The 21,236-nt window shown below is 64.9% G+C and carries 24 protein-coding genes; 3 read left to right on the forward strand and 21 right to left on the reverse strand.

The window, feature by feature from the left end; all coding sequences use genetic code 11:
* Positions 1 to 5 precede the first annotated feature (5 nt).
* The 17 genes from rnc to NWF24_RS23920 all read right to left on the reverse strand — a co-directional run bounded on the left by rnc (position 6) and on the right by NWF24_RS23920 (position 15,478).
* Positions 6 to 692: a ribonuclease III gene (gene rnc, locus NWF24_RS23840; RefSeq protein WP_258350702.1), complete on the reverse strand. Its 687-nt coding sequence runs from the start codon at positions 690 to 692 to the stop codon at positions 6 to 8.
* 17 nt (positions 693 to 709) lie between these two features.
* Complete coding sequence (locus NWF24_RS23845; RefSeq protein WP_258350703.1) at positions 710 to 1,078, reverse strand: DUF4845 domain-containing protein; 369 nt, start codon at positions 1,076 to 1,078, stop codon at positions 710 to 712.
* 39 nt (positions 1,079 to 1,117) lie between these two features.
* The gene (lepB, locus tag NWF24_RS23850) at positions 1,118 to 2,089 is read right to left on the reverse strand and encodes a signal peptidase I (RefSeq protein WP_258350704.1); all 972 of its coding nucleotides are present in this window, start codon (positions 2,087 to 2,089) and stop codon (positions 1,118 to 1,120) included.
* An 8-nt stretch (positions 2,090 to 2,097) separates the two neighbouring features.
* Entirely contained in the window at positions 2,098 to 3,909 is a 1,812-nt protein-coding gene (gene lepA, locus NWF24_RS23855; RefSeq protein ID WP_258350705.1) for a translation elongation factor 4, read from the reverse strand.
* Positions 3,910 to 4,431: 522 nt separating this feature from the next.
* The gene (locus NWF24_RS23860; protein WP_258350706.1) at positions 4,432 to 5,913 is read right to left on the reverse strand and encodes a DegQ family serine endoprotease; all 1,482 of its coding nucleotides are present in this window, start codon (positions 5,911 to 5,913) and stop codon (positions 4,432 to 4,434) included.
* Positions 5,914 to 6,007: 94 nt separating this feature from the next.
* Positions 6,008 to 7,084, reverse strand: a complete 1,077-nt coding sequence (locus NWF24_RS23865; protein ID WP_309148844.1) for a MucB/RseB C-terminal domain-containing protein — start codon at positions 7,082 to 7,084, stop codon at positions 6,008 to 6,010.
* Positions 7,085 to 7,109: 25 nt separating this feature from the next.
* On the reverse strand, positions 7,110 to 7,784 hold the full coding sequence (locus tag NWF24_RS23870) for a sigma-E factor negative regulatory protein (protein WP_258350708.1): 675 nt from the start codon (positions 7,782 to 7,784) through the stop codon (positions 7,110 to 7,112).
* Positions 7,785 to 7,801: 17 nt separating this feature from the next.
* Complete coding sequence (gene rpoE / locus NWF24_RS23875; RefSeq protein ID WP_258350709.1) at positions 7,802 to 8,470, reverse strand: RNA polymerase sigma factor RpoE; 669 nt, start codon at positions 8,468 to 8,470, stop codon at positions 7,802 to 7,804.
* 10 nt (positions 8,471 to 8,480) lie between these two features.
* Entirely contained in the window at positions 8,481 to 8,963 is a 483-nt protein-coding gene (locus tag NWF24_RS23880) for a hypothetical protein (RefSeq protein WP_258350710.1), read from the reverse strand.
* Positions 8,964 to 8,976: 13 nt separating this feature from the next.
* The gene (gene fabF, locus NWF24_RS23885) at positions 8,977 to 10,221 is read right to left on the reverse strand and encodes a beta-ketoacyl-ACP synthase II (RefSeq protein ID WP_093049422.1); all 1,245 of its coding nucleotides are present in this window, start codon (positions 10,219 to 10,221) and stop codon (positions 8,977 to 8,979) included.
* A 102-nt stretch (positions 10,222 to 10,323) separates the two neighbouring features.
* Entirely contained in the window at positions 10,324 to 10,563 is a 240-nt protein-coding gene (acpP, locus tag NWF24_RS23890; RefSeq protein ID WP_007830471.1) for an acyl carrier protein, read from the reverse strand.
* A gap of 99 nt (positions 10,564 to 10,662) precedes the next feature.
* The gene (gene fabG / locus NWF24_RS23895) at positions 10,663 to 11,406 is read right to left on the reverse strand and encodes a 3-oxoacyl-ACP reductase FabG (protein WP_093049420.1); all 744 of its coding nucleotides are present in this window, start codon (positions 11,404 to 11,406) and stop codon (positions 10,663 to 10,665) included.
* Between the two features lie 28 nt (positions 11,407 to 11,434).
* A complete protein-coding gene (fabD, locus tag NWF24_RS23900) occupies positions 11,435 to 12,388 on the reverse strand; it encodes an ACP S-malonyltransferase (protein WP_258350712.1) in 954 nt (317 codons plus the stop codon).
* Positions 12,389 to 12,443: 55 nt separating this feature from the next.
* Positions 12,444 to 13,424, reverse strand: a complete 981-nt coding sequence (locus NWF24_RS23905) for a beta-ketoacyl-ACP synthase III (protein ID WP_258350713.1) — start codon at positions 13,422 to 13,424, stop codon at positions 12,444 to 12,446.
* Positions 13,424 to 14,521, reverse strand: a complete 1,098-nt coding sequence (plsX, locus tag NWF24_RS23910; protein WP_258350714.1) for a phosphate acyltransferase PlsX — start codon at positions 14,519 to 14,521, stop codon at positions 13,424 to 13,426. The genes NWF24_RS23905 and plsX overlap by 1 nt, the downstream gene beginning before the upstream one ends.
* A 61-nt stretch (positions 14,522 to 14,582) precedes the next feature.
* Positions 14,583 to 14,765, reverse strand: coding sequence for a 50S ribosomal protein L32 (rpmF, locus tag NWF24_RS23915; RefSeq protein WP_007830466.1), 183 nt, complete (start codon positions 14,763 to 14,765; stop codon positions 14,583 to 14,585).
* Between the two features lie 155 nt (positions 14,766 to 14,920).
* Positions 14,921 to 15,478 carry a YceD family protein gene (locus NWF24_RS23920; protein ID WP_258350715.1) on the reverse strand — a complete coding sequence of 186 codons (558 nt, stop codon included), beginning with the start codon at positions 15,476 to 15,478 and terminating at the stop codon, positions 14,921 to 14,923.
* A gap of 82 nt (positions 15,479 to 15,560) precedes the next feature.
* On the opposite strand from NWF24_RS23920, the gene NWF24_RS23925 reads away from it, so the two are divergent.
* From NWF24_RS23925 to NWF24_RS23935, 3 genes are read left to right on the forward strand one after another with little or no spacing between them, the layout of a single operon-like run.
* A complete protein-coding gene (locus NWF24_RS23925) occupies positions 15,561 to 16,142 on the forward strand; it encodes a Maf family nucleotide pyrophosphatase (RefSeq protein WP_258350716.1) in 582 nt (193 codons plus the stop codon).
* Complete coding sequence (locus NWF24_RS23930; protein WP_258350717.1) at positions 16,139 to 16,906, forward strand: SAM-dependent methyltransferase; 768 nt, start codon at positions 16,139 to 16,141, stop codon at positions 16,904 to 16,906. The genes NWF24_RS23925 and NWF24_RS23930 overlap by 4 nt, the downstream gene beginning before the upstream one ends.
* A gap of 2 nt (positions 16,907 to 16,908) precedes the next feature.
* Positions 16,909 to 18,060 (forward strand): MFS transporter, encoded by a 1,152-nt coding sequence (locus NWF24_RS23935; RefSeq protein ID WP_258350718.1) that lies wholly within the window; start codon positions 16,909 to 16,911, stop codon positions 18,058 to 18,060.
* A gap of 4 nt (positions 18,061 to 18,064) precedes the next feature.
* Here the strand turns inward: NWF24_RS23935 and NWF24_RS23940 are convergent, their stop codons facing one another.
* Genes NWF24_RS23940 through NWF24_RS23955 form a run of 4 tightly spaced genes read right to left on the reverse strand, consistent with a single transcriptional unit; the run spans position 18,065 to position 21,230 of the window.
* Positions 18,065 to 19,081 (reverse strand): S49 family peptidase, encoded by a 1,017-nt coding sequence (locus NWF24_RS23940; RefSeq protein ID WP_258350719.1) that lies wholly within the window; start codon positions 19,079 to 19,081, stop codon positions 18,065 to 18,067.
* A 1-nt stretch (position 19,082) separates the two neighbouring features.
* A complete protein-coding gene (locus NWF24_RS23945) occupies positions 19,083 to 19,454 on the reverse strand; it encodes a Rieske (2Fe-2S) protein (protein WP_258350720.1) in 372 nt (123 codons plus the stop codon).
* Between the two features lie 11 nt (positions 19,455 to 19,465).
* Positions 19,466 to 20,137, reverse strand: coding sequence for an HAD family hydrolase (locus NWF24_RS23950; protein WP_093049389.1), 672 nt, complete (start codon positions 20,135 to 20,137; stop codon positions 19,466 to 19,468).
* Positions 20,130 to 21,230 carry an RluA family pseudouridine synthase gene (locus NWF24_RS23955; protein WP_258350721.1) on the reverse strand — a complete coding sequence of 367 codons (1,101 nt, stop codon included), beginning with the start codon at positions 21,228 to 21,230 and terminating at the stop codon, positions 20,130 to 20,132. The genes NWF24_RS23950 and NWF24_RS23955 overlap by 8 nt, the downstream gene beginning before the upstream one ends.
* Positions 21,231 to 21,236: the final 6 nt, after the last annotated feature.

A 21,236-nucleotide genomic window follows, 5' to 3' on the forward strand; every position in this document is an offset into this window, starting at 1 on the left:
TGATTTCACGCGGCGCCGCGTGCCTTGAGCCGGATCAACATGGCGGCCGCGGCCGCCTGCTCGCCGGCGCGGCGCGAGCCGCCGATGCCGCGTTCGCGAAGCCCCAACTCGGGCACCTCGCACTCGACATCGAAAGTCTGCTTGTGCGCTGCGCCCAGTGTGGCGGCCACGCGATACACCGGCAGCTTCATTTTGTGACCCTGCAGCCATTCCTGCAATTCGGTCTTCGGATCTTTGGCTGCGGCTTCCATGCGCGGATTGATTTCGACCGCCTCGTAGAGCCGGTGCACCAACGACTGCGCGGCAGCAAAGCCGGCATCGAGATAGACGGCGCCGATCAACGCTTCGAGCGCATCGGCCAGGATCGACGGCCGGTTGGGCCCGCCCGAGCGCGCCTCGCCTTCGCCGAGACGCAGCAGCGGCGATAGCGCCAGCCCTACCGCCAGGCGGTGTAGGGTGTCCTGCTTGACCAGGTTCGCCCGCACGCGCGACAGGTCGCCTTCAGGCAGGGCCGACAGGCGCATGTAGAGCAGGTGCGAAACCGCCAGATTCAGCACCGAGTCGCCGAGAAACTCGAGGCGCTCGTTGTGGTCGGCCGAGAAGCTGCGGTGCGTGAGCGCGAGCTGGAGCAGCCGCGGATCGGAGAAGGTGTGCTGGAGGCGCGCCTGCAGCGCGGCAAGGCTGCCCTCCACCTTTTTGGGCGCCGTGTTCAGCGGGATTCGCCCTTGTACTTGAGCGTCAGGTAGGCCGGGCCGAACAGGGGAATCTCGCGCTCGTATGAATACGACACGACCACCTTGTCGCCGACCTTCTTGATGTCGAGATCCTTGCCGCTGACCGACTTGAAGTCGTCGATGGCCTGGGCGCGATCGAAGATGGCGCGCACTTCAGGCACGGTCGCGCCTTCCTTGGCCTTGTTGGCGGCCTTGTCGATGGCCTGCCATTCGATCAGCGTCGGGATGACCTGCGCGACGACCACGCCCAGACACCCGAGCACGACCGCGACGAACACCAAGCCGATGAACGAAATGCCGCGTTGTTGCGCAGCCCTGCTGCGAACGAACCGATGTGTTCTCATGCCCTCATACCCCTCGAACTGAACTATTCAGATGAATGCTTATTGAAACGGACCGATGCGACCCAGATCGCCGAAGTTCATCCAGACGAAGAACGCTCTGCCCACGATGTTCTTGTCCGGCACGAAGCCCCAGAAACGCGAGTCCGCCGAATTATCGCGGTTGTCGCCCATCATGAAATAGTTGCCGGCCGGCACCTTGCAGACCACGCCCTCGACCGAGTAGCGGCAGTTTTCGATACCCGGGAAATTGAAGCCACTGGCACCGGGAATGTAGGACGGTGTGGTTTCGTCGTTGAGGATCTTGTGCTGCTTGCTGCCGAGGTTCTCGGTGTACTGCTTGAGCAGGCGCATCGATTCGCCGTCGAGGTAGTCGGCATCCGCCTCCTTGGACACCGGCTGGCCGTTGATCGTGAGCTTCTTGTTCAGGTAGGCCACCTCATCACCCGGGACGCCGACCACGCGCTTGATGTAGTCCATGCTCGGCTTGGGCGGGTAGCGGAACACCACCACGTCGCCGCGCGCCAGCGGCGTACCGTCGGTGATCTTGGTGTTGATCACGGGCAGGCGCAGACCGTAGGTGAACTTGTTGACCAGGATCAGGTCGCCGGTCAGCAGCGTGGGCATCATCGAGCCCGACGGGATCTTGAAGGGCTCGTAGAGGAACGAGCGCAGCAGAAACACCACCAGGATCACCGGGAACAGACCAGCGGTCCAGTCGAGCCACCAGGGCTGCATCAGCAGCCGTTCGCTCGCCTTTGCGTCGGCCGTGTCGACCTGCTTGATACCCTGCCCGGCCAGGCGCGCATTGCGCTCGGTCAGCGAGGCTTCCAGCTTGGCGGCGGCCTGTTCGCGCCGGGGCAGGAAATAGAAGCGCTCGGCCAGCCAGTAAAGGCCGGTGACCACCGTCGCCAGGAACAGCAGCAAGGCAAAGTTGCCTTCGATCGCGTTGAAGTACCAAGCGCCGACATAGGCGGCGAAGGCCGCGAGGACCAGGGTGGTGATGAATGCCATTTTTTTGATCAGTCTTCGACTTGCAGAATGGCGAGGAAGGCCTCTTGCGGGACCTCGACGGAGCCGATCTGCTTCATTCTTTTCTTGCCCGCCTTCTGCTTCTCGAGCAGCTTCTTCTTGCGGGTGATGTCGCCGCCATAGCACTTGGCCAGCACGTTCTTGCGAAGCGCCTTGATTGTCTCACGCGCAATGATGGTGACGCCGATAGCCGCCTGGATCGCCACGTCGTACATCTGGCGCGAAATGATCTCGCGCATCTTCGACACCACGGCCCGGCCGCGGTACTGCGACTGGCTGCGGTGCACGATGATTGACAGCGCATCGACCTTGTCGCCGTTCAGCAGGATGTCGACCTTCACCACGTCGGACGCGCGGTACTCCTTGAACTCGTAGTCCATCGAAGCGTAGCCCCGGCTCACCGATTTCAGCTTGTCGAAGAAGTCGAGCACGATCTCGCCGAGCGGCATCTCGTAGGTCAGCATGACCTGGCGGCCGTGGTAGGCCATGTTCATCTGCACGCCGCGCTTCTGGTTCGCCAGCGTCATGACGGAGCCGACGTATTCCTGCGGCATGTAGAGATGGACGGTCACGATCGGCTCGCGGATCTCCGCCATCCTGCCGACGTCGGGCATCTTGGATGGGTTCTCGACCATGATCACTTCGCCGTCGTTCTTGACCACCTGGTAGACCACGCTCGGCGCGGTCGTGATCAGGTCCTGGTCGAACTCGCGCTCCAGGCGCTCCTGCACGATTTCCATGTGCAGCAGGCCGAGGAAGCCGCAGCGGAAGCCGAAGCCGAGCGCCTGGCTCACCTCGGGCTCGTAGCGCAGCGACGAATCGTTGAGCTTGAGCTTTTCGAGCGCGTCGCGCAGCGAGTCGTACTCGCTCGCTTCGGTTGGATACAGGCCCGCGAACACCTGCGGCTGGATTTCCTTGAAGCCGGGCAGCGCCTCGGTCGCCGTTGCCGCAGCGCCGCCGGTGCCGGGCTTGATCAGCGTGACCGTGTCGCCGACCTTTGCAGCCTGCAGTTCCTTGATGCCCGCGATGATGTAGCCCACCTCGCCCGCTTCGAGCGAATTGCGGGGTTCGTTGGCGGGCGTGAAGACACCGACGCTGTCGGCGTTGTACATCGCACCCGACGCCATCATCTTGATGCGTTCGCCCTTTGCGAGCCGGCCGTCGACCACGCGCACCAGCATGACGACGCCGACGTACGGGTCGAACCAGCTGTCGACGATCATCGCGCGCAGCGGGCCGTCGGGATTGCCGCGCGGCGCGGGCATCCTGGCAACGATGGCTTCAAGAATGTCGTCGATGCCCACGCCGGTCTTTGCCGAGCACGGGATCGCATTGGTCGCGTCGATGCCGATCACGTCTTCGATTTCGGTGCGTGCGTTGTCGAGGTCCGCGTTGGGCAGATCGATCTTGTTGAGCACGGGCACCACTTCGACTCCGAGGTCGAGCGCGGTGTAGCAATTAGCCACTGTCTGCGCTTCGACGCCTTGCGATGCATCGACGACGAGCAGTGCGCCTTCGCATGCCGACAGCGAGCGGCTCACTTCATACGAGAAGTCGACGTGGCCCGGCGTGTCGATCAGATTCAGGTTGTAGACCTGTCCATCGAGTGCCTTGTAGTGCAGCGCAGCGGTCTGCGCCTTGATGGTTATCCCACGCTCTTTTTCGATGTCCATCGAGTCGAGCACCTGCGCTTCCATCTCGCGGTCCGCGAGGCCGCCGCAACGCTGGATCAAACGGTCTGCGAGCGTCGACTTGCCATGGTCGATGTGCGCAATGATCGAAAAATTTCTGATGTGATTCATCAACGGGAACGCTTAAGTACTTGAATTGGCTCGTGCGCAGAGTGCGACAGGCAAGAAAAAAGGGCGCGTCTTCTGGAGACGCGCCCTGAACCAACAAGCAATGGCAACTGCAGTAGTTGGAACTTCATTGTAGGCAAAAAGGGAAGCGCGTACATCCGGGAACGGGGTCCAAAGGGGTCGTTGCAGGTCCACAACATGAAAGATATGAACAGGTTATCAACAGGATCGGTGGAGCAGTCACTGAACAACTTGTGGGCGATCTGTGGAGCACCGGTGGACTGCTGTCTGACATCTCGCATGGTGAAGGTCAGGGCACTCCTTATGCGCCGACCGACCGCCGAGAGCACCCTATTCTACCGAAATCCGTCCTTAGCCTGTTTAAAAGTTAGTGAACACAAACAAATATCGGCATTTCCGAGCCCTCAGATTTTTTTAGGGGCCGGCGCCTGAACGTCGTAAACACCTCAAAAAAACGGCCCCAAACCCGACTGCCGGGTGGGGCCACTTGACGCCAGCGCCAGATCAGCGTGCGGGACGAATCAGGGCGTACTGCGCCCAATCGCCACGACGGAACAGCACGCTGAGCGCCTTGCTCTTGTCGGCCTTGCCGATGGCGGACTCGAATTCACGCGCGTTCGACACCTCGACATTGCCCACCGACAGGATGATGTCGCCCTCGCGCAGGCCTGCACGGGCTGCGGCGTCATTGGCGGCATCGACCTTCACGCCGCCCTTCAGCTTGAGCTCTTTCTTCTGCGCGTCGGTGAGATCGCTCACAGCCAGACCGAGCGACTTGGCGGCGGCGGATGCCGGCGGCTTCGGCGCCGGTTCGTCGCGGTCGCCCGCGCGCTTGCCTGGCTTGTCTGGCTCGATCTCGGCAATGGTCACGCTGAGGTCGCGCGAAGCGCCGCGGCGGAACACGGTGAGCGTGCTCTTGGTGCCCGGCTTGGTGTTGCCCACCAGGCGCGGCAGGTCGCTCGGCTTCTCGATCGGCTTGCCGTCGAACTTGGTGATGACGTCGCCCGGCTCGACACCAGCCTTTTCGCCCGGCGAGCCGGCTTCGACACCGCGCACTAGCGCGCCCTGTGCCTTGCCCAGGCCGATGGCCTCGGCCACGTCCTTGGTGACCTGGTCGATCTGCACGCCAATGCGGCCGCGCGAGACGCGGCCCGAGGTGCGCAACTGATCGCTCACGCGAATCGCCTCGTCGATCGGAATCGAGAACGAGATGCCCATGAAGCCGCCCGAGCGCGAGTAGATCTGGCTGTTGATGCCGACCACTTCACCGCGCATGTTGATCAGCGGGCCGCCCGAGTTGCCGGGATTGATGGCCACGTCGGTCTGGATGAACGGCAGGTATTCGCCCGTGTCGCGCTGCTTGGCGCTCACGATGCCGGCAGTAACGGTGTTCTCGAGGCCGAATGGCGAGCCGATGGCCATCACCCATTCGCCGACGCGCAGCTTGGAAATGTCGCCAACCTTCACCGCTGGCAAGCCGGTGGCTTCGATCTTGACGACCGCGACGTCGGTGCGCTTGTCCGCGCCGACGATCTTGGCCTTGAACTCGCGCTTGTCCGGCAGCGTGACCAACACTTCAGAGGCGTCTTCGACCACGTGCGCATTGGTCATCACATAGCCGTCGGCCGTCAGGATGAAGCCGGATCCGACGCCACGCGGACGCTCTTCTTCCTGCGGCTGCTGCGGGCGCTTCGGGGTCGGGCCCTGACGCGGTTGGCCAGGCAGAGGCTGGCCGAAGAAACGGCGGAAGAACTCCTGCATCTCCTCGTCCATCTCACCGTTGCCGCCGCGCTGGGCGACCTTCTCGACGGTGCGGATGTTGACGACGGAAGGGCCGACCTGGTCGACCAGATCGGTGAAATCGGGCAGCGTGCGCGTTTGCGCGTGGACCGGCTCGACCGGAAGGAATGTGGTGCCTGCTGTCAGTGCAAGCGCGCAAGCCAGCAGACCGGAACGAAACTTGTGTCCCTCGACTTTGAAGATCATCAGTTTTCTTTCAAAAGAACAGAGCGGCTGAAAACAAGTGCTATGAGTTTGCGCTGTGTGCTTGGTTCAGCGCAATTGGCGCTTATTTGGCCTGTCAGCGCGTGCGCGCGAGGCTTTGGGCGAATGCATTGAGCGTCTGCTGCGGTACCTCGCCGACTGCGGTCAGCCACCAGTCGCTGGCCGGCTCGGGCAGGCGCCGGCGAATGGCGTTGGTCGCTCCGATGGTCAGCACACCGTCGCGGGGCGCGCGCGCAGCGTCGTAGCGCTCGATGAAAAGCGACACCGAGGCAAGGCCATCGGAGAAGGTCCATTGGACCGTGGCCGCGTCCTGCTTCGACTTGCCGCTGTCGTCGCCCACTGTCGGGCGACGGAAGAAGCTTCGGGGCTTAAATCCGGCCACGGGCGTGCGCAACGTCCAGCCTTCGTCCTGCGCGTTGCTGCGCTCGAGCTCCAGTTTCTCGATGCGATAGCCGGAGGTGTTGGACATCATCTGCGAGAGCGCCTGCGCCTTCACCGGCGCGTCGAGCTGCAGCTCGGAGAACGCCGATTGCTCCACCACGCGGGAGTCGCTATCGATGGTCTGCAGCTTCACCACCAGGCCCGAGCGGCGCTCGCTCCAGATGCGATAGCCGAAGCGCAGCGCGTCGTGCGGCACCAGTTGCACCACGTCGGCGTCGAAGCCGGCCACGCGGTCCTTGCCGATCGCGCGCACGTCGTAGAAATCACCGATCGACGAATCGGGCTTGTCCGGCAGGTTCGGGAAGAGATCGAGGTTCTCGCGCTTCTCGACCTTCACCACCTTCGCCTCCGGCAGGAAGGTCATGACATTGCGGTTGCGCCGGAAAGTTGAGCGCGGCGGCCCCGAGAGAGCTTCGATGCGTTCGATCTGATGCTCGCCGTCGCGCACATGCCAGATGCGTGCGCTCGACAGGTCGCCGCCCGGCGCCGACACCACGAAGGTGCCCACGTAATTGCGCTGCCGGGCGCCCGCATGCATGCGCTGCAGCCACTCGGTCACGCTCATGGCCGGTGGTTCGTCCGTCTGCGCAGTTGCCGCGCTCCTTGTATTCGCAGCGCCCGAGCGGGTCTGCGCGGTGGCAGTCTGCGCAAGGCAAAAAGCAGCAAACACAAGCACGAAAGCGCGTGCGGAGATCGGCATCGGAACGGTCATTACGGGCAGCTAGGGGTGCGCGCGCTCAGCGCGTCGGGCCCTCGAAAGTGGCATTGCGCAGGAAACCGGAAGGCATTTGCGAAGCGCCGCCGGCTTGCTGATGCGCTTCAAGCAGTTGATCGAGTCGCGGGTCGCGCAGCATGACCTGCGGATTGCCGTTGCCCACGATCACGCGGGTCGGGGTCAGCGTGTTGCTCGCGGGTTGCGGGCTGTTGACCGCAGCCGCTGCCAACACCGAATTGACCGCTGGCTGCTGTTGCTGCTGAACCGAAGCCAGTTGCGCGCCGCCCTGCGGCACCGCTGTGCCGTTGCCGACCAGGGTCCAGCTGATGGCAGCCACGGCCATCAGCGACGCGGCACCAGCCACAAGCTTCCAGCGGAACACCGGCTCGTTGGCCGCTTCCGCCCTGCGCTGCACGGGCAGTACCACCGGTGCGACGACCGGCGCCGGCATGGGGGCGACCATCACAGGCTCCGCCGCCAACCGTTGCTGGAAGCGCGCCAGGAATGCCGAGGTGTCGCTGCACGGCGAATGAGAGCCCGAACGCAGCACATCGCCCACCACGTGGTAGGCCTGCCAAGCCGCGCGCGATTCGCCTTCGGCGCAGACAGCTTCGATCGCCTGCGCGAACGCCTCGCCCTGCAAATGACCATCCGCAAGTGCGGACACCTGTTCCCGAACCGTCATCGTCTGATTCATTTCATTCACCTGCTTACTTACCAACGCTTGCCGGACTGGTTGTCCAGCAGCGGTTTGACCCTGGCCGAAATGGCCTCGCGCGCCCGGAAAATACGCGAACGCACCGTGCCGATAGGGCAATCCATGACCTCGGCAATCTCTTCGTAACTCATGCCCTCGATTTCGCGCAGCGTGACCGCCTGGCGCAGCTCGGCAGGGAGTGCTTCCATGGCCGCCTCGACGGCACTGGCGATTTCATTCGCCGCCATGACCGATTCGGGGGTTTCGTCGGTGGTTGGTTCGTTTCCGGGACGGTAAGTTTCATCGTCGTCCTCAGAAGAAGGCCTGAGAGCGGCCTCGGAGACAGTCGGATCGCGCTTCATGTCCACCAGCGCCTTCTTGGCGGTGTTGACGGCGATCCGGTAGAGCCAGGTGTAGAACTGCGCCTCACCGCGGAACTGGTGCAGCGCGCGGTACGCGCGAATGAAGGTTTCCTGCGCAATGTCCTCGACCAGGTCGACATCGCGCACCATCCGCCCGATGAGGCGCTCGATGCGGCGTTGGTACTTGATGACCAGCAGTTCGAACGCCTTCTGGTCGCCCGCGACGGTGCGCTGGACCAGTTGGAAATCGACCTCGCCCGGACGCACCACGGCGGGCGCATCGGTCAGGCCGGAATCCGGCGGCACAGGCGGAGAAGTGGTCATCGACGGAGGATCAGGGCGCGTCGGCGGGAGCCGTCGCGCGCCATGGGTCGCCCGCAGGTGCTGCGGACGGGGCGCGCGAATATACCGCACGGCGCACGTCGCGCCAGCGCTCAGGCATGGCTCGCTGCTCAATCCAGATCCAGCGGCGAGCGCGGCCCGGCTCGCTGAGCCGAACCAGCATCAGCGACTGGAAATCGAGCGCCACGAACGCCCTGGCAGCATGCACGGCCCGAGAGGCATGGCCTCCCGTCAACGACCAGTAGAGGCCGTCGAAATGCAGAACGCCCGCGCCATCGCGTCGCAAGCCGAAGCCCGCGGCGACACCCGCAAACACGACACTGAGAACCAACAGCAGCTGGCGCCATCCGGCGCTATCGAAGAGATAGCAGGATGCGCCCGCGCAGCAAGCGCCCAGGGCCCAGAGGACAACGAGAATCCGGGTTGCACCACGCGAGCGCCCCACCGGATAGGTCACCGACGGTGCGCTGTGCATGAAAGAGCAGTGCTCAAGCGCGCTTGAACACCAGCGTGCCGTTGGTGCCGCCGAAGCCGAAGTTGTTCTTGACCGCGACATCGATCTTCAGATCGCGCGCCTCGTTGGCGCAGTAGTCGAGATCGCACTCCGGATCCTGGTTGAAGATGTTGATGGTCGGCGGGCTCTTCTGCTCGTGCAGCGCCAGCACCGTGAACACCGATTCGATGCCGCCCGCGCCGCCCAGCAGGTGGCCGGTCATGGACTTGGTCGAATTGACGACGAGCTTCTTCGCGTGATCGCCGAATGCCAGCTTGACCGCATTGGTTTCGTTGACGTCGCCAATCTGTGTCGAGGTGCCGTGCGCGTTGAGGTACTGCACCTGGTCGGCGTTGACGCCGGCATTGGCCAGCGCCATGGCCATTGAGCGGCGCGGGCCGTCGACGTCGGGCGCGGTCATGTGATACGCGTCGCCCGTCAGGCCAAAGCCCGCGACTTCCGCGTAGATCTTGGCGCCACGTGCCTTGGCATGTTCGTACTCTTCGAGCACCAGCACGCCGGCCCCCTCGCCCAGCACGAAGCCGTCGCGGTCCTTGTCCCACGGACGCGAGGCCGTGGCGGGATCGTCGTTGCGGGTGCTCAGCGCGCGAGGCGCGGTGAAGCCACCGATGCCGAGCGGAGAAATGGTCGACTCCGCGCCACCCGCGATCATCACGTCGGCATCGCCGTACTCGATCATGCGTGCCGACGTGCCGATGGCATGCAGGCCGGTGGTGCAGGCGGTCACGACCGCGATGTTCGGGCCCTTGAAGCCGTACTTGATCGAGACGTGGCCCGAGATCATGTTGATGATCGATGCCGGCACGAAGAACGGCGACACGCGGCGCGGGCCGCGGCTCATCAGTTCGCCGTGCGTCTCCTCGATCATCGGCAGACCGCCGATGCCAGAGCCGATGTTGCATCCGATGCGCACGGCTTTTTCATAAGACAGCGCTTCGCCAGTTGGCAGTCCGCTGTCCTGCACCGCCTGGATGGCGGCGGCGAGCCCCAGATGAATGAAGCGGTCCATGTGACGCGCTTCTTTCTCCGAGATGTATTGGGTGATGTCGAAACCCTTGACCTCACCGGCGAACTTGCAGGCGAAGGCGCTTGCATCGAACGCGGTGATGTTCGCAATACCCGACTTCCCGGCCAACAGGTTGGCCCAGGATTCGGTTGCGGTGTTTCCGACAGGAGCGATGCAACCGAGTCCGGTCACGACGACGCGGCGTTTGGTCATGCCGGCAAACCTTTCTGGAAGCGCTGAACAGTTGCCTGTCGGCGCGTGCGGTTTTTAAAGGAAAAGCCGCCGGCCGCAGTTGCAGTGTTGTCAGCTGGCCAATCAGGCCTTTTGATTCTTGGTGGCGTAGTCGACGGCGTTTTGCACCGTGGTGATCTTCTCGGCATCTTCGTCGGGAATTTCGATGCCGAATTCGTCTTCGAGTGCCATCACGAGTTCGACCGTGTCGAGCGAGTCAGCGCCGAGGTCGGCCACGAAAGCCTTTTCGTTCGTCACTTGGGACTCTTCCACGCCGAGCTGCTCGGCGATGATTTTCTTGACACGTGCTTCGATATCGCTCATTTGGTTCCCTCTGAGGGTTGTAGGTAATCGGTGGATTTTAGCCGGGCGCATTGTGGCATTTGCCGCGCGTCCGGTACGGGAAAAACTTGCGCCTTGCGGCTACATGTGCATGCCGCCGTTGACGTGCAGCTCTTGCCCCGTGACGTAGGACGCCTGGGGCGATGCGAGGTAAGCCACCGCGTGCGCGATGTCGGCCGGCTTGCCCAAGTGGCCCAACGGGATCTGCTGGAGCAGCGCCTGTTGCTGGGCTTCGGGGAGGCTGGCCGTCATGTCGGTTTCGATGAAACCGGGTGCGACGCAGTTGACGGTGATGTTGCGGCTGCCCAGTTCGCGGGCCAGTGCTCGGGTCATGCCCGCAACGCCCGCCTTGGCAGCGGCGTAGTTGGCCTGGCCGGCATTGCCGGAAGCGCCGACCACGCTGGTGATGCTGATGATGCGGCCGTAGCGCTGCTTCATCATCGGGCGGATCACGGCGCGCGAGAGGGAGAAGACGGCCTTGAGGTTGGTGTCGAGCACCGCGTCCCAATCGCTGTCCTTCATGCGCATGGCGAGCGTGTCGCGCGTGATGCCGGCGTTGTTCACCAGCACGTGGATGGCGCCGTAGGCCTGCACGATCTCGTCGATCAGGGCCTCGACGGCGGCGCCGTCGTTCACGTCGAGCGCACGGCCGCGGCCGCCGTAGGCGCTCAGGGCCGAAGTGATCTTGGCCGCGCCATCGTCGGTGGTGCCGGTGCCCACGACCTTGAGGCCGCGCTGCGCCAGCTCCAGCGCGATCGCCGCGCCGATGCCGCGCGTTGCGCCGGTGACCAGGGCGACTTGCCCTTCAAATTTGGGAATGCTCATAAGAAAAAGTGTCGGAGCCTTGCGCCGGTCAGCCGGCGAGCGATTGTCGGGTGTCCGCGAGCGTGGCCGGGTCGTACACCGACGCGGCTTCCAGATCGGGGGCGATGCGCTTCACCATGCCGGCCAGCACCTTGCCGGGACCGCACTCGATGATGGCGGCTACACCGCGCAGTTTCAAGGCCTGCACGCTCTCGACCCAGCGCACCGGGCCGGCGGCCTGGCGCACCAGGGCGTCGCGGATGCGGTCGGCATCGGTCTCGATGGCGACGTCGATATTGTTCAGCACCGGGATTTGCGGCGCGGCCAGCGTGATGGAAGCCAGCTTCTCGCGCAGCGCTTCCGCGGCAGGTTTCATGAGGCTCGAATGGAACGGCGCCGAGACCGGCAGCAGCAGCGCGCGCTTGGCGCCGCTGGCCTTGAGCAGCTCGCAGGCCTTGTCGACCGCGGCCTTGCTGCCTGCGATCACGGTCTGCATGGGGTCGTTGAAATTCACCGCCTCGACGATTTCCGCGCTGCCGGCGCCAAAGCTGGCAGTGGCCTCCGCACAGCCTGCCACCACCTTGCCCGACTCCATGCCGAGCACCGCAGCCATCGCGCCAACGCCAACAGGCACCGCCTGTTGCATCGCTTGCGCACGGAAACGCACGAGCGGCGCGGCCTGCGCGAGCGTCAGCACGCCCGAAGCCACCAGTGCCGAATACTCGCCGAGCGAATGGCCAGCCACGACGGAAGGCGCGGCGCCACCCTCGGCCAACCAGGCGCGCCATGCGGCAACACCGGCCACCAGCATCACAGGCTGAGTGTTGGTGGTGAGCGCCAGCTCTTCCTTGGGGCCGTTCTTGATCAGCGCGCCGACGTCTTCGCCGAGCGCCTCGGAAGCTTCGCGCAGCGTTTCGGCCACGGCCGGGTGATCGCCCCAGGCGTCGAGCATGCCGACCGCCTGCGAGCCCTGACCCGGAAAGACAAAAGCAAAGGATTTCATTGTTGTATGCGCCATCTCGCATTGCAGTCGCCCTCTTCCAGGGCGCCGCAACGCACTACAGATTCAATAGCACCGCGCCCCAGGTGAAGCCGCCGCCCACGCCTTCGAGCATGAGCGTTTCGCCTTTCTTCACCTTGCCGGAGCGCACGGCCTCGTCGAGCGCCAGGGGAATCGAGGCGGCGGAAGTGTTGCCGTGCTCGTTCACCGTGACGACCAGCTTCTCGCGCGGAAGCTTCAGCTTCTTCGCCGTGCCTTCCATGATGCGGATGTTGGCCTGATGTGGAATGAGCCAGTCGATGTCGGTGTCGACCTTGCCGGCCTTGGCCAGCGTGGCGCGCGCCGCCTCTTCGAGCACGCGAACCGCGAGCTTGAAGACAGCTTGGCCGTCCATGTGCAGCAGCGGCGTGCCCAGCACATTGCCGCCTGAAACGTGACCTGGCACGCAAAGAATGCCGACGTGCTTGCCATCAGCATGCAGATCGCTGGCCAGAATGCCCGGCTCTTCGCTGGCTTCGAGCACCACCGCGCCCGCGCCGTCGCCGAACAGCACGCAGGTGGTGCGGTCGTTGAAGTCGAGGATGCGAGAGAAAACTTCGGCGCCCACCACCAGCGCGCAACGCGCTGTGCCCGTGCGGATCATCGCGTCGGCGACGGTCAGCGCGTAGACGAAACCGCTGCAAACCGCCTGGACGTCGAACGCCGGACAGCCAGCAATGCCGAGTTTGTTCTGGAGAATTGCAGCCGACGACGGAAACACCATGTCGGGCGTCGAGGTCGCGACGATGATCAGGTCGATGTCGCTGGCCTTACGGCCGGCAGCCTCCAGGGCGTGCCGGGCCGCTTCAAGACCAAGGTCGCTGCTCGTGACATCCGGCGCAGCGAAATGCCGCGCGTGGATACCGGTGCGCTCGACGATCCACTGGTCGGAGGTTTCGATGCCTCGCGTCGCCAGATCCTTGGCGAGATCGTCATTGGTCACGCGGCGTGGGGGCAGATAGCTGCCGGTGCCGGTAATGCGTGAATAAGAAGGAGTCATCAAACGTGAAGGGCCGTCGCGTCGACCGGCGCCGCCGGTTCCTGTCGCGCTAGCAAAGGCGCGGCGTGGGCGATGCGGGCCCGCACGCGATCGAGCAGGTTGTTGCGAGCGGCATCATAAGCGCGATCCAGCGCATGGCCGAAAGCCACTTCGTCAGCCGAGCCATGGCTCTTGAAAACCAGGCCGCGTAGCCCCAGCAAGGCTGCGCCGTTGTACCGACGGTGATCCAGGCGACTTTTGAACGCTTTTAGAACCGGGTAAGCAACAATTGCCGCCACCTTGGTAAAAATGCTCCGGGAAAATTCGACGCGAATGAATTCGCCGATCATCGAAGCCACGCCTTCGCTGGCCTTCAACGCCACATTTCCGACGAAGCCGTCACAGACGACGATGTCGGTCGTGCCCTTGAAGATATCGTTGCCTTCCACGTTTCCGTAGAAATTCAGATCCTTGGAGTTGGCAGCCGTACGCAGCAGTTGGCTCGCTTTTTTGATCGTTTCGCTGCCCTTGATGGCTTCTTCGCCAATATTGAGCAGGCCAACCGAAGGCGCCTCGTTGCCGGTCAGCGCCGACACCAGGGCCGAGCCGAGCACAGCGAACTGGAGCAGGTCTTCAGCGTCGCAGTCGACGTTTGCACCCAAATCGAGCACGGTCGTCGCCCCGCCCTTGGCGTTGGGAAGCTGCGGCGCAATCGCGGGGCGGTCGATGCCCTCAAGCGTCTTGAGCAGGTAGCGCGCAATCGCCATGAGGGCGCCGGTGTTGCCGGCAGAGATGGCCGCCTGGGCGGCGCCGTCCTTGACCTGCTGGATCGCGACGCGCATCGAAGAGTCTTTCTTCTTGCGCAGGGCGATTTCAACCGGGTCATCCATGCCCACCACTTCGCTTGCAGCGACGATGCGGGCACGCGGATGCGCGGCAAACCCCGCCAGTGCGGCCGGCGCGCCGACCAGCAATAACGAGGCTTCGCTGTGCCGCTCGAGAAACGCGCGGCAGGCCGCGAGCGTGACGCGCGGCCCATGATCGCCTCCCATGCAATCCACGGCGAGCGTGATTGCAGAAGGCGCAGCAGTGTTTTCGGGGGAAGAAGGCGTAGCCATCAAAACAAAGGCCCGACGCTACAGCAAAAGTAGCTTCGGGCCTTGGCCTTGGAATGCGAGATCAGGCTTCGGACTTGTTCTTGAGCACCTGACGGCCACGGTAGAAACCGTTCGGGCTGATGTGGTGGCGCAGGTGCGTTTCGCCGGTGGTCGGTTCCACGGCGATGCCGGGCACGACCAGCGCATTGTGGGAACGGTGCATGCCGCGCTTGGAAGGCGACTTCTTGTTTTGCTGGACGGCCATGATGGCTCCTGGACTGTTAGGTGAGTGATTGGATGCGGGCTCAAGCGGTGGCAATACAAAAAATTTAACGGCATGTATGGAATGCCTTTATCTGTACTGCTGCTCACGGCGGCGCGCGCGAAGCCCATGATTATAGCCCAGCCTGCGGGAAAGGGCTACTTTCCCTCTTCGGGCTTGCGCGAACGCAACGCGCCGAGCACTGCGAAGGGGTTCGGCTTGGCCTCTTCGGCCGCCTTGAAGTCCTCGTCGCTGGAGGAAAGCTGCACCGGCGTGGGGCAGACATCGTGGACGGGCATGACGGGGATTTCCATCAGCAGCTCGTCCTCGATCAGAGCGTGCAGGTCGAAATCCCGGCTCACGACGAGCAGGTCTTCCTCGGATTCCTCGTCTTCCGCTTCGGCAGTGGCCTCGTCGGCCACGAAACGAAACCAGCGATCCACGGAAAGCAGCGTGTCGACCGGCGACAGGCAACGCTGGCAAACCAATGGCACGGTGGCTTCAGCCTCCAGGTGCAGCCAGGGCGCGGCCTTGCCATCCGCACCGGGGCGCTCTTCCCCGTGGGCCTCCCATCGGACCACCGCATCAGGCGCCGGAGCCGCCAGTTCGGCGACCAGGCGTACATATTTCGGAACCGGATCGGCGGCTTCCAGGGTGGCGGCAGCGGCGGTAAAGCCGGGCACATTGAGCCGTTCGGGGGCAAATTCTCTCTTCATCCGCGCCAGTCTAGCGTGCCGGCCATTTCACCGGCTTGGGGCATACCTGAGAGTTCTGGGCGGCTCACGCACAATCGTCACCATGCAACGCACCGTGATCCTCGCCTCGACCTCGCGCTACCGCCGCGAACTGCTTACCCGCCTGCGCCTGCCCTTCGATGTGCACTCGCCGGAAGTCGACGAAACGCCCCTGCCCGGCGAAACGCCGCACGACCTGGCCGTGCGTCTGGCATTGGAAAAGGCCAACGCCGTCGCCACCCGCTTCCCAGAAGCCGTCGTCATCGGCTCGGACCAGGTCGCCGACCTGGCCGGCGAAGCGCTGGGCAAGCCCGGTGACCATGCCCGCGCCACCGCCCAGTTGCGCCGCATGCGCGGCCAGACGCTGATCTTCCAGACGGCCGTGGCCGTCGTCTGCAAGGCCACCGGCTTGGTCCAGCGCGACATCGCGCCCGTGCGCGTGGTGTTCCGCGACCTCAGCGACGCCGCCATCGAGCACTATCTGCAGGCCGAGCAACCCTACGACTGCGCCGGCAGCGCCAAGAGCGAAGGCCTCGGCATCGCGCTGCTGAGCGCCATCGACAGCGACGACCCGACCGCACTGGTCGGCCTGCCGCTGATCCGTACCTGCCGGATGCTGCGCGCCGCTGGAGTCGATCTGCTGTGACACAACAAAAAGGCAAGCTCTACCTCGTCCCCGCGCCGCTCGACTTCGGCTGCGACGTGCAAGCCCCGCTGCAAGACGCCCTGCCGCTGGGCACCCTGCAGACAGCCGCCGGCATCACCCATTGGATCTGCGAAAACGCGAAGTCCGCGCGCGCCTACCTGAAACGCATCGACGAAGTGGCGCCACTGGCCGCTCCGATGCAGGCGCAGAACATCCAGGAACTGCCGCGCGAAGTGCACAAGAAAGGCGATCACGCAGGCCAGTTCGACGCCCGCCCCCTGCTGGCCGCCGCGCTCGAAGGCCACGACATCGGCCTGCTGAGCGAGGCAGGCATGCCGGCGGTGGCCGACCCGGGCTCCTCGGTGGCGCGCGCCGCGCACGACCTGGGCCTCACCGTGGTGCCGCTGACTGGCCCGGTCTCGCTGCTGTTGGCGCTGGCCGCGAGCGGACTCAACGGCCAGAACTTCGCCTTCGTCGGCTACCTGCCGCAGGACGCTGGCGAGCGCCAGACCCGCATCCGCGAGCTCGAAGCGCTCGCGCTCAAGTCTGGCCAGACACAGCTGTTCATCGAGACGCCCTATCGCAACGCCGCGCTGCTACAGGCCCTCGTGCAGACCCTGCAACACAACACCCGGCTCGCCGTGGCACGCGGCCTGACGCTCGCCACGGCCCACGTGCGCAGCGAGACGGTCAAATCCTGGCGCGCCAAGCCCCAAGCCACGACAGACGAACGCCTGCCCGCTGTGTTCGCGATCGGCCGCTGACGATGGTGGGTGTTACCGCAGCCACGCGCTGGGCATCGCGCGCGCAGTTCTTTGCCGCCGGCTTCATCTTCGCGACCTGGGGCGTGCATGTGCCGACGGTCAAGGCGCACTACGGCATCGACGAAGCACAGCTCGGGCTGGCAATGCTCGCAGCCGGTGTCGGCGCGATGTTCGGCCTGACCAGCGCGGGCCGCTGGATCGGCCGCCATGGCCCGCGCCGCGTGGCCGGCATCTGCGGCTGCATCTATGCGCTGCTTCTGGCCGGCCTGATCGCGATGCCCGGCTATGCCGCGCTGCTGCTTCTGCTGGCGGCTTTCGGCCTCGTGACCAGTGTGTTCGACGTGTCGATCAACACCGAGGCGGCTCAACTCGAACTGCACGGCGACACACCCCTGATGAGCGGCATGCACGGCATGTTCAGCCTGGGCGGCATGGCCGGCGCCGCGAGCGGCAGTGCCGCGCTGGCAGCCGGGCTCGGCGCGCAGGCGCACCTGCTGCTGGTCGCGGCCGCGATGGTGCTGCTCGTCGCCCTGGCCTCGACACGCATGCTGCCCCGCCCCGCCACCAGCGGCGCCACCGAGGCCGATCACGGCTTCCTGCTGCCGCGTGGCACGCTCGCAGTACTGGGCGTGCTCGCCGCACTGGGCCTGATCGCCGAAGGCGCGATCTACGACTGGAGCGTTCTCTATATGCAGCAGGAAATCGGCAGCCCGCAGCAACAGGCCGCCCTGGCCTATGCCAGCTTCTCGGCAGCGATGGCCGCGGCGCGCTTCGGCGGCGACGCGCTGCGCGCCCGCTTCTCGCCGAGCACGCTGCTGCTTGGCAGCGGCCTGCTGGCCGCTGCGTCGATGGCGCTGGTGCTCATCACCGACCTGCCCTGGCTGGCGCTGGTCGGCTTCGCGGGCGTGGGGGTCGGCTTTGCGAACGTGGTGCCGATCCTGTTTTCGGCCTCGGCGAAAGTGCCGGGCATCGAGCCCGCACGCGGCATTGCGTCGGTCTCGGCCCTGGCCTACTTGGGGTTCATGGCAGGCCCGGCAGTGATCGGACTGCTGGCGCGGGCGACCTCGCTGACCGCCGCGCTCTATGTGGTCGTGGTCTTCGCCGCGGCGCTGGCGGCATCTGCGCGCTACACCGCCAGCGGCAAAAACAAATAAGAAATCAGCGCAGGGCCGGCGCGGTGTGCATCAGGCGCACGGTGGTTTCGGCCATCGCCGCGCCAAACTTCTTGGCCAGCTTCTCGGCCACGTTGTCGCGCCGCGTGTAGTCGATCACTTCTTCGGCCTTGATCACTTCGCGCGCCACGTAGTCGACGTTGCCCAGCTGGTCGGCCAGGCCGTATTCAACTGCCTGCTCGCCGCTCCAGAACAGACCGCTGAACAAGCCGGGGGTGTCGAGCTTCAGGCGATCACCGCGACCGGCCTTCACCACATTGATGAACTGCGTGTGGATCTGGTTGAGCATCGTCTGTGCGTGCGCGCGCTGCGCATCGCTCATCGGGCTGAACGGATCGAGGAAGCCCTTGTTCTCGCCGGCCGTCAGCAGGCGGCGCTCGACGCCGACTTTCTCCATCACGCCGGTGAAACCGAAGCCGTCCATCAGCACGCCGATGCTTCCGACGATGCTGGCCTTGTCGACGTAGATCTTGTCTGCGGCGGCGGCAATGTAATAGGCAGCCGAGGCGCAGGTCTCCTCGACCACGGCATATACCGGCTTCTTGTACTTGGCCTTCAGGCGCTTGATTTCGTCGTTGATGATGCCGGCCTGCACCGGGCTGCCGCCGGGCGAGTTGATCAGCAGGACCACGCCCTTGGCGCCTTCATCCTCGAAGGCCGTCTTCATCGCGGCGACCACGAACTCTGCGCTCGCATCACCGCCATTGGCGATTTCGCCCTTGATTTCGACGACTGCCGTGTGCGCCGTGGTCTTGGCCGTGCTCGGCGCGCTGCGCGAGAGCGCGAACCACGCCAGGAAGATGAAGAAAGCAAGCCAGGACAGACGCACGAAGGTCTTCCAGCGGCGCGTGGCCTTCTGTTCGTTCAACGAAGCGAAGGCGAGCTTTTCGAGGGTGACGCGCTCCCAACCGGGGCGCTGCGTGGGATCTTTGGCCATGTTCGTGGGAGGGGCCGGCTCAAATGGTTCGAACCCGGCGGGTTCCGTTCGGTTCGGGTCGGTCATGTCAGAAGGTCAGGGGGTGAAGGTTCCAGCCAGTATGCCAGTGCACTACGCCGTCATGCTCGCTCAAGGCGATCTTCACGAGGCCGCCGCGGCACGGCCCGCCCGCGCATTCGCCGGTGTCGGGCTTGTAGACCGCGCCGTGCGTCGCGCACAGGAGCCACTGGCCGGTGTCGTCGAAGAAGCGGTCGGGCTGGAAGTCGAGTTCCATCGCAACGTGGCTGCAACGGTTGAGAAACGCATGCGGCTGCCCCTCGAAACGTATCGCGAAGGCGCGGCAGGTTTCTCCGCCATAGACCACGTCGAAGGGCACGGCCAGGCCGCCTTCGGTCAGGTCGGCGGCATTGCACAGCGGGATGCGTTCTTCGTCGCTCATGGCGGGAGTTTTCAGGCGTTCCCGAGGAGCCACGCTTCGAGGTCGGCCACCGAATGCGCGATGTGCAGCGGCTTGAATTCGTCGAAGCTGGCGGGCTCATGCGCGCCGTAGCTCACGCCCACGTTGGCGCAGCCGGCGTTCTGCGCAAGCTGCAGGTCGTGCGTGGTGTCGCCGATCATCAGGGTGCGTTCCGGCGGCACGTCGAGTTCTTCCATCAGTTCCAGCAGCATGCGCGGATGTGGCTTGCCGAAGGTTTCGTCGGCGGTGCGCGAAGCGTCGAAGCGATCGCGCAGGGCGACCGACTTGAGCGCTTCGTTGAGGCCGCGGCGCGACTTGCCGGTGGCCACGGCCAGTTTGTGGCCGCGCGCGCGCAGCGCGTCGAGCATCTGCAGCACGCCATCGAACAGCACGAGATCGTCCTGGTGCTGAAGATAGTGGTAGCGGTAACGGGCGCCGAGCTCCGGGTACTTTTCCTTCGGCACATCGGGCGCTGCACGCGCAAGCGCCTCGGCCAGCCCGAGGCCGATCACCCAGGCGGCGTCGTTCTCGCTCGGCTTGGCACCGCCAACGTCGATCACCGCGGCCTGGATGCAGCGCACGATCAGGCGCGTGGAGTCATAGAGCGTGCCGTCCCAGTCGAAGGCAATCAGGTCGAAGCGAAGGGGTCTGGAAGAATCAGTCATGGGCCGTGGGAGTGGGGTGTTGGGCCAGTGCCTCGAGGGCGGCGGGCGGCATCAGCGCGTGCAGTTCGGGCGGCAGGTCAGCCTGCAGCGCCACGCGGTCGCCGCTGGCCGGATGGTTGAATTGCAGCCGCCAGGCATGCAGAAACATGCGCTTGAGGCCGAGTTTCTGAAATGCGCGCTGGCGCTCCGACTCGCCGTACTTGTCGTCGCCGGCAATCGGGTGGCCAGCCGACGCGAGGTGAACGCGGATCTGGTGCGTGCGCCCGGTCTTGATCGTCACCGCCAGCAGTGACAGCGGCGCGGCATCGCCCGGCAGCGAAAGCCGAGCCAGCACCCGCACCAGCGTGACGGCGCGCATGGCGTCCGGATGGTCCTTGGCGACCACGCGCACGCGGCGCTCGCCGGCGCCAGCGCCGGAACCGTCGGGCAGCAAATACTTGGCCAGCGGCGCGTCGAGCACCTTCTTGTTGGCCGGCCAGGCGCCTTCGACCAGCGCCAGGTAGGTCTTGCCGGTTTCTCGTTCGCGGAACTGGTCTTGCAGCGCGACCAGCGCGCTGCGCTTCTTGGCGACCAGCAGGATGCCGGAGGTTTCGCGGTCCAGCCGGTGCACCAGTTCAAGAAATTTGGCGGCAGGCCGCGCCGTGCGCAGTTGCTCGATCACGCCAAAGCTCACGCCGCTGCCGCCATGGACGGCCACGCCGGCCGGCTTGTCGATGGCCAGCACGGCTTCGTCTTCGAGCAGTACCGGAAATTCGCGCGCCGGGGCCGGCGGGGTGCCGCCCTCTTCCGCGCGCGGCGAGATGCGAATCGGCGGCAGCCGCAGCACATCGCCCGTCTCGATGCGGGTTTCGGCCTGCACCCGGCCCTTGTTGATGCGCACCTCGCCCGACCGGATGATCCGGTAGACGTGCGTCTTCGGAACGCCTTTCAGATGGCGGAAAAGGAAGTTGTCGAGCCGCTGCCCGGCAGATTCGGCGTCGACCGTGAGGAATGTGATGGCCGAATGCGACGCCCCGGCTTCGCCTGGGGCTTTTTGGCCTGCGGGATTTGGAGCAGCCGCGGGGCCTTGCTTCGCACCTATAATGTTTTTCACCAGCGC

This window comes from Variovorax paradoxus, assembly GCF_024734665.1.
Taxonomy (GTDB): domain Bacteria; phylum Pseudomonadota; class Gammaproteobacteria; order Burkholderiales; family Burkholderiaceae_C; genus Variovorax.

Bases quoted from the DNA above. Each gene is read 5' to 3' on its own strand.
- plsX (WP_258350714.1), bottom strand. From the start codon at position 14,521: ATGGCTACGCCTTCTTCCCCCGAAAACACTGCTGCGCCTTCTGCAATC.
- NWF24_RS23950 (WP_093049389.1), bottom strand. From the start codon at position 20,137: ATGACTGATTCTTCCAGACCCCTTCGCTTCGACCTGATTGCCTTCGAC.
- NWF24_RS23865 (WP_309148844.1), bottom strand. From the start codon at position 7,084: ATGACCGTTCCGATGCCGATCTCCGCACGCGCTTTCGTGCTTGTGTTT.
- fabG (WP_093049420.1), bottom strand. From the start codon at position 11,406: ATGAGCATTCCCAAATTTGAAGGGCAAGTCGCCCTGGTCACCGGCGCA.
- rpoE (WP_258350709.1), bottom strand. From the start codon at position 8,470: ATGACCACTTCTCCGCCTGTGCCGCCGGATTCCGGCCTGACCGATGCG.
- NWF24_RS23935 (WP_258350718.1), top strand. From the start codon at position 16,909: ATGGTGGGTGTTACCGCAGCCACGCGCTGGGCATCGCGCGCGCAGTTC.
- NWF24_RS23920 (WP_258350715.1), bottom strand. From the start codon at position 15,478: ATGAAGAGAGAATTTGCCCCCGAACGGCTCAATGTGCCCGGCTTTACC.
- fabD (WP_258350712.1), bottom strand. From the start codon at position 12,388: ATGAAATCCTTTGCTTTTGTCTTTCCGGGTCAGGGCTCGCAGGCGGTC.
- NWF24_RS23905 (WP_258350713.1), bottom strand. From the start codon at position 13,424: ATGACTCCTTCTTATTCACGCATTACCGGCACCGGCAGCTATCTGCCC.
- fabF (WP_093049422.1), bottom strand. From the start codon at position 10,221: ATGACCAAACGCCGCGTCGTCGTGACCGGACTCGGTTGCATCGCTCCT.
- NWF24_RS23880 (WP_258350710.1), bottom strand. From the start codon at position 8,963: ATGCACAGCGCACCGTCGGTGACCTATCCGGTGGGGCGCTCGCGTGGT.
- NWF24_RS23925 (WP_258350716.1), top strand. From the start codon at position 15,561: ATGCAACGCACCGTGATCCTCGCCTCGACCTCGCGCTACCGCCGCGAA.
- NWF24_RS23845 (WP_258350703.1), bottom strand. From the start codon at position 1,078: ATGAGAACACATCGGTTCGTTCGCAGCAGGGCTGCGCAACAACGCGGC.
- acpP (WP_007830471.1), bottom strand. From the start codon at position 10,563: ATGAGCGATATCGAAGCACGTGTCAAGAAAATCATCGCCGAGCAGCTC.
- lepB (WP_258350704.1), bottom strand. From the start codon at position 2,089: ATGGCATTCATCACCACCCTGGTCCTCGCGGCCTTCGCCGCCTATGTC.
- NWF24_RS23945 (WP_258350720.1), bottom strand. From the start codon at position 19,454: ATGAGCGACGAAGAACGCATCCCGCTGTGCAATGCCGCCGACCTGACC.
- NWF24_RS23940 (WP_258350719.1), bottom strand. From the start codon at position 19,081: ATGACCGACCCGAACCGAACGGAACCCGCCGGGTTCGAACCATTTGAG.
- lepA (WP_258350705.1), bottom strand. From the start codon at position 3,909: ATGAATCACATCAGAAATTTTTCGATCATTGCGCACATCGACCATGGC.
- rpmF (WP_007830466.1), bottom strand. From the start codon at position 14,765: ATGGCCGTCCAGCAAAACAAGAAGTCGCCTTCCAAGCGCGGCATGCAC.
- NWF24_RS23860 (WP_258350706.1), bottom strand. From the start codon at position 5,913: ATGATCTTCAAAGTCGAGGGACACAAGTTTCGTTCCGGTCTGCTGGCT.
- NWF24_RS23870 (WP_258350708.1), bottom strand. From the start codon at position 7,784: ATGAATCAGACGATGACGGTTCGGGAACAGGTGTCCGCACTTGCGGAT.